The organism is Ancylobacter koreensis, from assembly GCF_023016525.1.
GTDB classification, from domain to species: domain Bacteria; phylum Pseudomonadota; class Alphaproteobacteria; order Rhizobiales; family Xanthobacteraceae; genus Ancylobacter; species Ancylobacter koreensis.
Genome location: NZ_JALKCG010000006.1, coordinates 42,902 through 55,823 on the forward strand (window position 1 = coordinate 42,902; position 12,922 = coordinate 55,823).

11 protein-coding genes are annotated in these 12,922 nt (G+C 68.6%); 5 read left to right on the forward strand and 6 right to left on the reverse strand.

The features are described from left to right. Nucleotides 1-2: 2 nt before the first annotated feature. The gene (locus MWN33_RS14210; RefSeq protein ID WP_247201696.1) at nt 3-1,205 is read right to left on the reverse strand and encodes an HlyD family secretion protein; all 1,203 of its coding nucleotides are present in this window, start codon (nt 1,203-1,205) and stop codon (nt 3-5) included. Nucleotides 1,206-1,332: 127 nt separating this feature from the next. Between MWN33_RS14210 and MWN33_RS14215 the strand changes: the two genes are divergently transcribed. After that, nucleotides 1,333-1,968 (forward strand): TetR/AcrR family transcriptional regulator, encoded by a 636-nt coding sequence (locus tag MWN33_RS14215; protein ID WP_247201697.1) that lies wholly within the window; start codon nt 1,333-1,335, stop codon nt 1,966-1,968. 90 nt (nt 1,969-2,058) lie between these two features. Here the strand turns inward: MWN33_RS14215 and MWN33_RS14220 are convergent, their stop codons facing one another. The 3 genes from MWN33_RS14220 to MWN33_RS14230 all read right to left on the reverse strand — a co-directional run bounded on the left by MWN33_RS14220 (nt 2,059) and on the right by MWN33_RS14230 (nt 6,190). Continuing rightward, nucleotides 2,059-3,276 carry an SAM-dependent methyltransferase gene (locus MWN33_RS14220; protein ID WP_247201698.1) on the reverse strand — a complete coding sequence of 406 codons (1,218 nt, stop codon included), beginning with the start codon at nt 3,274-3,276 and terminating at the stop codon, nt 2,059-2,061. A gap of 83 nt (nt 3,277-3,359) precedes the next feature. Then, complete coding sequence (locus tag MWN33_RS14225) at nt 3,360-4,739, reverse strand: malonyl-CoA decarboxylase (RefSeq protein ID WP_247201699.1); 1,380 nt, start codon at nt 4,737-4,739, stop codon at nt 3,360-3,362. A 101-nt stretch (nt 4,740-4,840) separates the two neighbouring features. Further along, nucleotides 4,841-6,190 carry an Nramp family divalent metal transporter gene (locus tag MWN33_RS14230; protein ID WP_247201700.1) on the reverse strand — a complete coding sequence of 450 codons (1,350 nt, stop codon included), beginning with the start codon at nt 6,188-6,190 and terminating at the stop codon, nt 4,841-4,843. Between the two features lie 178 nt (nt 6,191-6,368). Between MWN33_RS14230 and MWN33_RS14235 the strand changes: the two genes are divergently transcribed. The 4 genes from MWN33_RS14235 to MWN33_RS14250 all read left to right on the forward strand — a co-directional run bounded on the left by MWN33_RS14235 (nt 6,369) and on the right by MWN33_RS14250 (nt 10,754). Continuing rightward, nucleotides 6,369-7,112 carry a DUF3750 domain-containing protein gene (locus MWN33_RS14235; protein WP_247201701.1) on the forward strand — a complete coding sequence of 248 codons (744 nt, stop codon included), beginning with the start codon at nt 6,369-6,371 and terminating at the stop codon, nt 7,110-7,112. An 84-nt stretch (nt 7,113-7,196) separates the two neighbouring features. After that, the gene (locus MWN33_RS14240; protein ID WP_247201702.1) at nt 7,197-8,021 is read left to right on the forward strand and encodes a lytic murein transglycosylase; all 825 of its coding nucleotides are present in this window, start codon (nt 7,197-7,199) and stop codon (nt 8,019-8,021) included. 284 nt (nt 8,022-8,305) lie between these two features. Further along, nucleotides 8,306-9,007 carry an outer membrane protein gene (locus tag MWN33_RS14245; protein WP_247201703.1) on the forward strand — a complete coding sequence of 234 codons (702 nt, stop codon included), beginning with the start codon at nt 8,306-8,308 and terminating at the stop codon, nt 9,005-9,007. A 115-nt stretch (nt 9,008-9,122) separates the two neighbouring features. Further along, the gene (locus tag MWN33_RS14250) at nt 9,123-10,754 is read left to right on the forward strand and encodes a GMC family oxidoreductase (RefSeq protein WP_247201704.1); all 1,632 of its coding nucleotides are present in this window, start codon (nt 9,123-9,125) and stop codon (nt 10,752-10,754) included. 182 nt (nt 10,755-10,936) lie between these two features. Here the strand turns inward: MWN33_RS14250 and mepA are convergent, their stop codons facing one another. Further along, the gene (mepA, locus tag MWN33_RS14255; protein ID WP_247201705.1) at nt 10,937-11,845 is read right to left on the reverse strand and encodes a penicillin-insensitive murein endopeptidase; all 909 of its coding nucleotides are present in this window, start codon (nt 11,843-11,845) and stop codon (nt 10,937-10,939) included. A 5-nt stretch (nt 11,846-11,850) separates the two neighbouring features. Further along, a complete protein-coding gene (locus MWN33_RS14260) occupies nt 11,851-12,909 on the reverse strand; it encodes a L,D-transpeptidase (RefSeq protein WP_247201706.1) in 1,059 nt (352 codons plus the stop codon). Between the last annotated feature and the right edge of the window lie 13 nt (nt 12,910-12,922).

Consider the following 12,922-nt stretch of genomic DNA (forward strand, 5'->3'; position numbering starts at 1 on the left):
GCCTAGTCGGCGGTGCGCGTATCGACGGTGGCGACCACCGACATGCCCGGCCGCAGCTCGGCCTTGGCGCGGGCGGCGGCGTCGAGCTCGATGCGCACCGGCACGCGCTGGACGATCTTGGTGAAGTTGCCGGTCGCATTCTCCGGCGGCAGCAGGCTGAACACCGAGCCCGAGGCCGGCGCCACGCTCACCACCCGGCCGTGGAAATCCTCGTCCGGATAGGCGTCGACCTCGACATGAACGGTCTGGCCCGCATGCAGCGCGCCGAGTTGGGTTTCCTTGAAGTTCGCGTCGACATAGACCTGCGACAGCGGCACCAGCGCCGCCAGCCGCGTGCCGGCCTGAACCAGCTCGCCCACCTGCACGGCGCGGTTGCCGACGATGCCGTCGAAGGGCGCCTTCACCACGGTGAAGTCGAGATCGCGCTGGGCCTGGTCGCGAGCGGTGCGGTATTCGTCGAGCACGCGCGCCGCCTCGGTGCGCTGGGCGTCGAGCACGGCGATATTGGCCTGCGCCGAGGCCAGCGCGGCACGGGCGGCATCCACCGTCGCCTGCGCCTTGTCGCGGTCGGCGCGGGTGTTGTCGAGCGTGGCGCGGCTGGAATATTGCGACTTCACCAGCTCCGTCTGGCGGTCGAATTCGAGCTGCGTGCGGTTCAGCTCGGCCTCGTCGGCGACGAGCTGGGCCTTCGCCTGATCGACGCCGGCCCGCGCCGCCTCGATCTGCTGGCCGAAGCGGTCGATGGCGGCCTGCTGGGTGGCGATCTTGCCTTCGGCGGCCTGCAGGGCGAGCCGGTAGTCACCATCGTCGATACGGGCGATGACGTCGCCGGCCTTCACCGGCTGGTTGGCGTCGACCTCCACCGCCACGATATGGCCGGCCACCTTGGCGGCCAGCACCGAGGTGTCGGCGCCGACATAGGCATCGTCAGTGGAGACAAGGAAGCGCCCGGTGCGCCACCAGTCGAGCCCGTAATAGCCACCGCCCGCCAGTACCAGCGCCAGCACGGCGGCAATGACCACCCTGCGACGCGAGCGCGGACGGGCCGGTGCCTCCTCTGTGGCGGTGGCGGAAGCCTGGGGCGGTGCCGCCTCCCCTGCCGGTGACGCGGGGCCGGGCCGGCGCGAGGTGATCGGCACCGGCTCGCTGCCGCGCGGGCGATCCGCCCCGGCCTCGTCCACGATCTTGATATCTGCCTGAGCCATGCCGCCCTCCGGTACGTCAACTAAACCGTTCAGTTCATTTCCTGCTTTACATATCAAACTAAACCGTTTAGTCAACTGCTTTGACAAAAGAGGCCGGATCGCCCTATCAGGAGGCCGGGAGACAGCAATGAGCATGACCGACACGGCACCTGCGCGACCGGATGCCGAATCCGCCAAGCGCCGCGATATCATCGACGGCGCCCGCCGCGTCTTCTTCGACAAGGGCTTCGACGGCGCGAGCATGGACGAGGTGGCCCGCGCCGCCGGCGTCTCGAAGGCGACGATCTATGTCTATTTCGGCAGCAAGGAAGAGCTGTTCGAGGCGCTCGTGCAGAACGACCGCGCCCGCTCCGCCGAGCACCTGTTCGAGGTCGACCCCTCCATCGACAATGTCGAGGCCCTGCTGCGGCGCATCGGCGTGTCCTTCATGACGATGATGGTTCAGCCCGACCACATCAAGCTGATCCGCATGGTCATCGCGGTGGCGGAGAAATTCCCGCGCGTCGGCCGCACCTTCTTCGATGCCGGCCCCTGCCATGGCGGCCAGCGCCTCGCCGAGCTGCTGCGCCGGCAGGCCGATCTCGGCCGCCTCGAACTCGACGACGATCTCGCTGCGGCCTACATGTTCTTCAACATGTGCCAGAGCAACGCGGTGAAGGGCCTGCTCTTCGGCGTCGGGGAGCAGCCGAGCGCGGCGCAGATCGAGGAACATGTCGACCGCGGCGTGCGCGCCTTCCTCGCCACTTACGGCGCCCGCTCCTGATCGTCATCCCGGACGGCCAAAGGCCGATCCTGGATCGCACAAGCATCTCAGCAATCCCGGCGCGCGCCGCGCTCGGCCGGCATTGCGAGATTATTGCCCTGCCAGCGCGCGCTCCTCGTCGACGATGAAGTCCCGGATGACGGGCACGTCGTCGCGCTCGTTCGAGAGCAGGAGCTGGTAGACCATGTTCGAGCCGTGCAGGAAGCCGAGCTCAACGGCGACCAGGTAGAACTCCCACATGCGGGCGAAGCGTTCGCCCATCATCTCGACCACCTCGGCGCGCTTCGCCTCGAAGTTCACCCGCCAGTGGCGGATGGTCCAGTAATAGTGCAGGCGCAGGATCTCGCAGTCGCCGGTCCACAGCCCCACCCGCTCCAGCGAGGCGAACACCTCCGACATCGCCGGCACATAGCCGCCGGGGAAGATGTATTTGCGGATGAAGGGCGCCGTTGAGCCGGGCGGCGACATGCGGCCGATGGCGTGGATCATGGCGAAGCCGCCGGGCGCCAGCAGGCGCTTGATGGTGCCGAAATACTCGTCGAAATGGTTGACGCCGACATGCTCCATCATGCCCACGGAGACGATGCGGTCATAGGTGCCGGTCAGCTCCCGATAGTCGCGCTCGAAGAAGGTGATGCGGTCGGCGACGCCCGCCGCCTCGGCGCGCTTGCGCGATTCCGCGAGCTGCTCGGTGGCGACGTTGATGGCAGTGACATGCACGCCCAGCTTCGCCAGATAGATGGCGAGCGCGCCCCAGCCCGAGCCGATCTCCGCCACCCGCATGCCGGGCTCCAGCTTCAGCTTGGCCGCGATATGGCGCAGCTTGGCCTCCTGCGCCTCCTCCAGCGAGGCGTCGGGGGTGGGGAAATAGGCGCAGGAATAGATCATCCGGCTGTCGAGCCAGAGCGCGTAGAACTCCGGGGGATGGTCATAATGGCTCTGCGCATTGGTCGCCGAGCGGCCGAGCGGGTTGGATTGGTGCCACCTCTTGAGGGCGCGCCAGCTCCGCCGCAGCGCCTGCTGTACCGGATGCGAGGCGAGGCCGCGCCGGTTGATCGAGAACAGGTAGAGGAAGTCGTAGACGCTCGACCCGTCCTCGAAGGTCAGCCTGCCGTCCATATAGGCCTCGGCGGCGACCAGCTCGGGGTTGAAGAACAGCTCGCGGTCGAGCCTGTCGTCGTGCAGGCGCATGACGACGGTCGGCCCGTCCTCCCCGCTGCCGAAATAGGTGCGCTGGCCGGCCGGCTCGATCACGACGAGCTGGCCCTTGTGCACGAAGCGCTTCAGCAGATGGGGAAGAAACCGCATGGACCGCTCCGCACGCCCGACAGGATACCGCCGGCATCGGGCACAGCGGGGACGGCCCTGTCAAGGAGGACGGCGGCCCCGCCCTACCCCGCGCTCTCGCGCACAGCCGGCAGCTTCTGCTGGCTTTCCGCGCGCAGCAGCTTCTTCACCGGCGGGCTGGCGACGACGGTGCCGCGGTCGAAGAAGGCCTCGTGGTTCTTCTCGATGTCCTCCAGCACGTAGCGGTAGTTCACCATCAGCCCGTAGGCCTGCTTCATGCCGCGCGAAGAGAGGTCGCCGAAAGCGTTGATGCGCTCCAGACGCGCCCCGTTGCCGAGATGGAAGCGCGCCACCGGGTCGAGCGGCTTGCCCTTGGCCGAGCGTGCGATCAGGAAATAATGCGCCGCCAGCGCCTCGATCAGCGGCTGCAGCGCCGCGCGCGCCTCTTCGTCCGGCACGACGGCGGCGAGCGGGGCCAGCGCGGCGCGGTCGGCTTCGGTGACGACGAGCGAGGCCTCGCTGGCGATCTCGGCATCGAGCCAGCCCCGGAAACCGGGCACCGGCGAGAGCGTCACATAGGTGCGCAGCTCTGGGAATTCGCGGGAAATCTCCTCCACCACCTGTTTGATGAGGAAGTTGCCGAAGGTGACGCCGCCCAGCCCCTTCTGGCAGTTCGAGATGGAATAGAACACCGCCGTGCGCGCCGTCTGCGGGTCGAGCGGCGTACGCTTCACGTCGAGGATCGGGGCGATGGCAGGGGGCGCGTCTTTGGTCAGCGCCACCTCGACGAAGATCAGCGGCTCGTCGACCAGCGCGGGATGGAAGAAGGCGTAGCAGCGCCGGTCCGGCGAATCGACGCGCGCACGCAGGTCGTTCCAGTCGCGGATTTCGTGCACCGCCTCGTAGCGGATGATCTTTTCGAGGACGTTGGCAGGGGTCGACCAGTCGATCCGGCGGAGCACGAGGAACCCCCGATTGAACCAGGAAGCGAAGAGATGGGTGAAATCGCGGTCGATTCCGGCGAGATCGGGGCGGCGCGGCAGGGCTTCGAGAAGATCGGCCCGCATGGCGACGAGCTGGCCGGTGGCGCCGGGCGCGAGGTTGAGCCGGCGCACCAGCTCCTGCCGGCGCGGCTCGCTGGCGGCGTGCAGCTCGGCGACGGTGCGGCCGGAGGGCGCGGCGACATGGGCGGCGATGGCCTTGTCGAGCCGTGCCGCATCCGCTCCGAAGGCCGACAGCAGGGCCTCGAAAAAGGCGACGCGCTCGCCGGTTTTCAGGCCGCGATAGGCGATAAGGATTTCGCGGGCCAGCGCCACGCCCGACGCCTCGCCCTGACCGGAGAGCAGCCGCTCGCACAGCTCCGCCACCCCGGCGGCGCGCACCGCACCGGCCGGCCGGCGCTCGCGACCAATGTCGAGAAGCGCACGGCCGCGCTCGGCGATCGAGCCGAGCAGGTCGCCGAAGAAGCTGGTTCCGCTGTCCACCCTCGCCCTCGTCCCCGGCCCGAAGCGGCCCGACGGAACGATGAGACCCCCGCACGGCGACGGACGCAAGACGGACCTTCGTCCCCCGCCCGCTCCGGCGATCAAGCGCCGGTGATGAAGTCGAACAGCAGCTTCATGTTCAGCGCGATGATCAGCGCCGCCGCCAGCGAGGCCAGCACGATCTGCCAGCGCGGCGCGACGAGCGGGCCGAGCTTGCGCCTGTCGGAGGTGAACATGATCAGCGGCACGATGGCGAAGGGCAGTTGAAGGCTCAGTATGACCTGGCTGAGGATGAGGAGCGCCCCCGCCCCGCTCTCGCCATAGGCGATCGTGACCGAGGCCGCCGGCACGATGGCGATGGCGCGGGTGATCAGCCGGCGCAGCCATGGCGCGAGGCGGATGTTGAGGAAGCCTTCCATCACCGCCTGCCCGGCAATGGTCGCCGTCACCGTCGAGCTCAGCCCGCAGCACAGCAGCGCGACGGCGAACAGGGTCGGGGCGAGGGCGCTGCCGAGCAGCGGGTTGAGCAGTTCGTGCGCCTTGCCCAGATCGGCAATCTCGCCGGTGCCGCCGGCATGGAAGGTCGAGGCGGCGAGGATGAGGATGGAGGCGTTGATGGTCAGCGCGAACATCAGCGCCAGCGTCGAATCCCAGGTGGCGAGCCGGATCGCCTCGCGCTTGCCCTCCAGAGTGTCCTCATGCCGGCGCGTCTGCACGATGGCCGAGTGCAAGTAGAGATTATGCGGCATCACCGTCGCGCCGAGGATGCCGAGCGCGAGATAGAGCATGTCCGGATTGGTCACGATGTCGGTCGTCGGCGCGAAGCCGCGGATCACGTCGCCCCAGTTCGGATCGGCCAGCGCGATCTGGATGCCGAAGCAGGTGGCGATGACGAAGAGCAGCGCCACGATCAGCGCCTCGACGAAACGGAAGCCGAGATTCTGCAGCCACAGGATCAGGAAAACGTCGAGCGCGGTGATGACCACGCCGATTTCCAGCGGGATGCCGAAGAGCAGGTTCAGGCCGATGGCGGTGCCGATCACCTCGGCGAGATCGGTGGCGCAGATCGCCGCCTCGGCGAGGATCCACAGCACGAAGCCAACCGAGCGCGGGAAGGCGTCGCGGCAAGCCTGGGCGAGGTCGCGCCCCGATGCGATGCCGAGCCGCGAGCACAGCGCCTGCAGCAGGATGGCGATCATGTTGGAGAGCAGCGCGACGACCAGCAGGCTGTAGCCGAAGCGCGAGCCGCCGGCGAGCGAGGTCGCCCAGTTGCCGGGGTCCATATAGCCTGTGGCGACGAGATAGCCCGGGCCGAGAAAGGCGGCGAAGCGCCAGAAGCCGCGCTTCTTCGGCACGGCGATGCTGCCATGCACCTCGGAAAGCGCGGGATCGCCGCGCTCGCGCCGCCAGCCAAGACCCTCGCCGCCGCCCGCCTGAAGTTTGTCCAGCATCGCCCGTGAACCGCTATTGCGAATGAGTTGCATTAAACATGACGCAGCGCACGGAAATGTCAATGCAGTTGCGAACGAATTGCAACTAAGCCCGACGTGGAGCGGCAGAGCGGACACGTTTTCGCGCGCAGCCCCGCGATGCCTTGGAACCGCCCGCCGGCGCGGGCACTTTCCGGGGATGCTGCGCGCCCTCCGCCTCTCGCTTCTCGGCTTTCTCCTGCTGTTCGCCCTGCCGCTCGGCGCCCATGCCCTCGTGCAATGGCACGAGGTCGACTGGACGCGGAGCTGGAGCACGGCGGACTGGTCGAGCACCGGCACGCTGCCTGCCGCCAACGCGCATCCCGACGCAATGGTGCGGGTCTATGCCGCCCGCGTCGGGCGCTGGCGCGGCATCTTCGCGGTGCACAGCTGGATCGTCTTCAAGGAGGACGGCGCCCGCGCCTATGAGCGTTACGACAAGGTCGGCTGGGGCCGGCCCATCCGCCACAATGGCTACGCCCCGGACGGACGCTGGTACGGCAACGACCCGGAAATCGTCTTCGAGGCGACGGGCGCAGAGGCCGAGGCGCTGATCCCGAAGCTGCGCGTCGCCATCGACTCCTACCCCTATGGCCGCGCCGGCGACTACCATGTCTGGCCGGGCCCGAACTCCAACAGCTTCACCGCTTATGTGCTGGGACAGGTGCCGGAGATGGCGGTCGCCCTGCCCCCCACCGCCATCGGCAAGGATTTCCCGGTCGACGGCGACTGGATCGGCCTCGCCCCCTCGCGCACCGGGCTGCGGGTGACGCTCGACGGCTATGCCGGGCTGACGCTGGCCTGGGTCGAGGGCGTCGAGATCAATATCCTCGGCGCCATCGCCGGGCTGGATATCCGCCGGCCCGGCATCAAGCTGCCCGGCTTCGGCCGGATCGGCATCTGACCGGCCACCGGCGCGGCCCTTTTTCGTCTACCCGCGCCGGGCCCCCTCGTGCATGCTGGGCCGGCCGATCCTCGGGGGAGCACCATGATCGACCGCATCATCCGCAGCGTCCGGGCGGGGCTGGGCGCCACGTTTCTGGCGTGCCTCGCCGCTTCGCCGGTCCTCGCCGCGCCGTGCGGCGACGACGCTTCCGGCTTCGATGGCTGGAAGAGCACCTTCCGCCGCGAGGCCGCCTCGCAGGGCATTTCGCCGGGCGCGCTGCGCGTGCTGGACGGCGTGACCTACGACACGCGCGTCATCAGCCTCGACCGCAACCAGAAGCACTTCAAGCAGAGCTTCGAGCAGTTCGCCGCCAACCGCATCAGCGCGGGTCGCATCGCCACCGGCAGGCAGAAGCTCCAGCAATACGGTGCCACGCTCAAGCGCATCGAGCAGCGCTACGGCGTGCCGGGCGAGGTGCTGGTGGCGATCTGGGGGCTGGAGACCGACTACGGCGTCAACCAGGGCAAGATGCCGATCCTGCGCTCGCTTTCCACCCTCGCCTATGACTGCCGGCGCACTGCCTTCTTCACCGCGCAGCTTCTCGACGCGCTGCGCATCTACCAGCGCGGCGACCTCACCCTCGACGAGATGCGCGGCGCCTGGGCCGGCGAGATCGGCCAGACCCAGTTCATGGCCTCGTCCTACGTGAAGTTCGCGGTCGACTTCGACGGCGACGGCCGCGCCGACCTCGTGCGCAGTGCGCCGGACGTGCTGGCCTCCACCGCCAATTATCTGCGCGGCTATGGTTGGCGGGCCGGTGCCGGCTGGGAACCGGGCGAGCCGAACTATCAGGCGCTGCTCGGCTGGAACAAGGCCGAGGTCTATGCCCGCACCATCGGCCTGTTCGCCAGCCGGCTCACCCGCTGACGCCGGGTCGCCTCGCTCGTTCGCGTCCAAACAAGCCTCGCCGGCTTTTCTCCGCATCCGGCATCGAATTACCACCCAATGCTCCGAATAGTTGCCGCCGCGCACCAGTTTGAAAGAGTTCGAGGCCGGCGCGGCGGTCGCGCTTGACGCAATAGTTGCACAGGGTCTTGAGTAGCCCGGACATTTGCAGGCTCGCGCTTGCCATCATGTGTAACGCGTGGGCTCCGGGAAGCGGGGCCGTGTAACGACTGGGGGAAGTCATGAAGGCCTTGGCGATCGCTGGCATGTTGCTCGTTTCTTCCGGCGCCGTCCTCGCGGCGGACCTGCCGTCGGCCGCGCCCGTCCTGAAGGCGCCGGCCTACGTTCCCGCCTTCAGCTGGACGGGCCTCTATCTCGGCGGCCAGGTCGGCTATGGCTGGGTGGACGCGGACAGCGGCCTCTCGCAGGGCTTCTCGCCGAACTACGCCACCTCTTCGGGCAGCCCGAGCGGCGTGTTCGGCGGCGGCTTCGTCGGCTACAATTACCAGTTCGAGTCCAATCTCGTCGTCGGCATCGAAGCCGACATCAACGGCGGCAGCCTGAGCTCGACCGACTCCATCTCGATCTTCGGCGTCGAGAGCTTGTTTGCCCATGCGGAGCATGAGCTGGAATGGTTCGGCTCGGTGCGCGCGCGCATCGGCTACGCCTTCGACCGCTTCCTGCCCTTCGTGACCGCAGGCTATGCGTTCGGCTCGGCCAAGACCACCTATGCGGACGATATCCCGTTCGGCGACAGGGTCAGCGTCTCCGAAACCCTGTCGGGCTGGACCATCGGCGGCGGCCTCGAATATGCCTTCACCGACAACATCATAGCCCGCATCGAATATCGCTATGCCGACTATGGCGACATCTCCTCGAACGTGGTGGTGCCGCCCTTCATCACGGTCGGGATGGACCAGAAGTACACCAGCAACGATGTGCGTCTCGGCCTGAGCTACAAGTTCTGACGCTTCGGCGCGGGGCGACACGGACCCCGCCCACAGCCGTTGCGCGGATTTTCACATTGCGGGGGAAGGTGGCGGCCGGCAGTTTGCCGACGCCACTTTTCCCCGCAGGTGTTTCATGTCCGCCGTCAGCCCCGCCTCTTCCGAAACCTATGACTACATCGTGGTCGGCGCCGGCTCGGCGGGGTGCGTGCTTGCGAACCGGCTTTCGGCCGATCCGACGAACCGCGTGCTGGTGCTGGAAGCGGGCGGGCGCGACAACTGGATCTGGTTCCACATCCCGGTCGGCTATCTCTTCGCCATCGGCAATCCGCGCGCCGACTGGTGCTTCAGGACCGAGGCCGAGGCCGGGCTGAACGGACGCGCGCTGAACTACCCGCGCGGCAAGACCATCGGCGGCTCCTCCGCCATCAACGCCATGATCTACATGCGCGGCCAGGCGGGCGATTACGACCACTGGCGCCAGCTCGGCCTCACCGGCTGGGGCTGGGACGACGTGCTGCCCGTCTTCAAGCGGCACGAGGACCATTATCTCGGCGCCGGCGCCTTCCACGGCGCGGGCGGCGAATGGCGCGTCGAATTCCCGCGCCTCACCTGGAAGCTGCTCGACGAGGTGCGCGAGGCCGCCCGGCAGGCCGGCATCGCTCCGATTGCGGACTTCAACACCGGCGACAATGAAGGCTCCTCCTATTTCCAGGTGAACCAGAAGCGCGGTTTCCGCTGGAGCGCCGCGCGCGGCTTCCTCAAGCCCGCCCTGTCGCGCGCCAATCTGCGGCTGGAGACCGGCGCGCGCACCGAGCGCGTGCTGGTGGAGAACGGCCGCGCCGTCGGCGTCGCCTATGTGAAGGACGGCGTGCGCCATGTGGCGCGGGCGCGCGGCGAGGTCGTGCTCGCTTCCGGCGCCATCGGCTCGCCGCATCTGCTCAAGCTGTCGGGCATCGGGCCGGGCGCGGAGCTTTCCAAACACGGCATCCCGGTGGTGCTGGACCGGCCGGGCGTCGGCACCAATCTGCAGGACCATCTGCAATTGCGGATGATCTACAAGGTCTCCGGCGTACCGACGCTGAACGAGCAGTACCATTCGCTGTTCGGCCGGGCGAAGATGGGGCTTGACTTCGCCCTGTTCCAGCGCGGGCCGCTGACCATGGCGCCCTCGCAGCTCGGCATCTTCACCCGCTCGCGCGCCGAGATCGAGCGCGCCGACCTCGAATTCCACGTGCAGCCGCTCTCGCTCGGCAAGTTCGGCGAGCCGCTGCACCGCTTTCCGGCCTTCACCATGAGCGTGTGCAATCTGCGCCCCACCAGCCGGGGCGCCCTGACGCTGGCGAGCGCGGACGCCGCCGCCGCCCCGCGCATCCGGCCGAACTACCTCGCCACGGAGGAGGACCGGCGCGTGGCCGCCGACAGCATCCGCGTCGCCCGCCGCATCGTCGGCCAGCCGGCGCTCGCGCCCTATGCGCCCGAAGAGTTCCTGCCCGGTGCCTCTGTCGACGACAGCGAGGAGGCGCTGGCGCGCGCTGCCGGCGACATCGGCACCACCATCTTCCACCCCGTCGGCACGGCCAAGATGGGCCTCGCCTCCGACCCCATGGCGGTGGTCGACGCGCGGCTCCGGGTCTTCGGCATGGAGGGGCTGCGGATGGCCGACGCCTCGGTCATGCCGACGCTGGTGTCGGGCAACACCAATTCGCCCACCATCATGATCGCCGAGAAGGCGGCCGGGATGATTCTAGAGGACGCGCGGGGGTAGTGCCGGTGCTTCCGGGCAAGGCCGAAGCAATTTCCCTCTCCCCGTCGGGGAGAGGTGGCCCGCGAAGCGGGTCGGTGAGGGGCGACAGGCTGACGATCGCAGAGCCCCTCACCCCAACCCTCTCCCCGACGGGGAGAGGGAGCAACCACGGTCATGTGCGCCGACAGCCGTCCCGGGAGCCGTTATGGCGCCACCACGACCTGACGGCAGGCCTCGGGCAGTTCCTTCATCAGCATGGGCGGCTTGGGCTTGGGCGGCTCCTTGGGCGGCTTGGGGTGCAGGTTGGCGTCGGAGAACCACCAGTCCAGCTCCTTGCCGCAGCCCTCGCCCGGCGTCACCGGGTCCTGCGCCCGGCAGTCCGGGCTGCCGGCGGGGCAGCCGATGCGCACATGCATGTGGTAGTCGTGCCCCCAATAGGGCCGCACCTTCTGCAGCCAGGAGCGGTCGCCGGTGGCGTCGCGGCACAGCGCCTTCTTGATCGCCGCATTGACCAGCACGCGCTCCACCTCGCTGTCCTGCGCCGCCGCGCGGATCACCGCCAGAACGGAGGGCGTCCACACCTTGGGGTCGACGTCGAGCCGGTCCGGCCGCACGATCATGGTGGCGGAGACCTTCTCGCGCTCCTCATTGGTGAATTCGCGCTTCGGCATAGGGGTGAGCCAGATGTCGGCGTCGAGGCCGATCTGGTGCGAGGCATGGCCGGTCAGCATCGGCCCGCCGCGTGGCTGCGCCATGTCGCCGACGAGGATGCCCGGCCAGCTGGAGACGGTCGGCACCTTGGCGGAGAAGCGCTCCAGAAAGGCGACGAGCTCGGGATGGCCCCAGTTGCGGTTGCGCGACAGGCGCATCGCCTGCCAGGTCCTGCCGTTCACCGGCAGCGCCTCGGCGCCGGCGAGGCAGCCCTTGGAATAGAAGCCGATGGCGCGCGCCTCCAGCGGCGCCGGCGTCTTCAGCGCGCCGAACACCTGCTTGGCCGGCCGCTCGTCGAGCTTGGTCGGCGTGGCCTGCTGGGCGAAGGCCCCGCCCGCCGCGAACAGCCACAGCGCGCCCGCAAGCGCCGCTACCTTACCGCGCGCCACACGCACGCCCATTCCCCTCAGCTCGTCGCCTGGGACAGGATGACGAAGTCCTTGTCCGAGCGCGTGTCCGGGGTCGCGGGAAGGTCGGTGATGAACAGCGTCGAGCCGGGCACCAGCAGCTTGGCCAGCTGCTGGTTGGCCGCCGCCGAGACGGTCACGCGGTCGATGGCGCTTGCGGCCTTGCCGCCGGAGGCGCCGTTGCCCTCGAAGGACAGCGCCGTCCACGACACCTCGCCGCCGACGCTCTTGAGCACATAGACGACATTGCCGAGCGGGATATCCGCGTCCTTGATGGTGGCCGGCGCGGTGAAGGCTGTCACCCCGTCCTTGATGACGGTGAGTTCCTTGCTGGCGCCGCTGATGATCATCGCCACCGCGTCCTGCGCCGGATCGGGCGCCGCCTCCTTGTCGGGCGTGCCGTTGGCGTTCTTGGGGTCGTCCTTCTGGATCGCCGTCGTCGCATCCGCCGGCATGACGAGGCCGGGATGCAGCACATCGACCGGCTGCGAGTGCGAATCCGCGATGATGACAGGCGTGCCGTAATGGGTGACGGCAAAGAGCAGCTTGGAGAATTCCAGCGGCAGGTGCACGCATCCATGCGAGGACGGGTAGCCCGGCAGACCGCCCGCGTGCAGCGCGACGCCCGACCAGGTGAGGCGCTCGGTGAACGGCATCGAGGCGTCGTTATAGATCGAGGAATGGTGGTCCACGTCCTTCTGCAGGATGGTGAACACGCCGACCGGCGTCTGATGGCCCGGCTTGCCGGTGGAGCAGGTCGACACGCCGATGCGCACGCCGTTGCGGTAGACGTAGCAGCGCTGGTCCGGCAGCGAGACGATGATGGCGACGAAGCCCTCCGGCGCGCGGTCGGGATACCAGGCGTACTGGCCGGGCTTGAGGTCGTCGGCATTGACCTCCTGCGCCCGCGCGGCGGGCCGGCCCTCCAGCAGGGCCGTGCCCAGCGTGAGAGCCGCCGCGCCGCCGGCGAGCCGCAGCAGGCCGCGACGGCTGGGCGCGATGGCGTCTGCGCGGTCGTTCGGCTCGCGGATGACGGGATCGCTCGGGTCGCGGCGCATGACGTGATTCTCC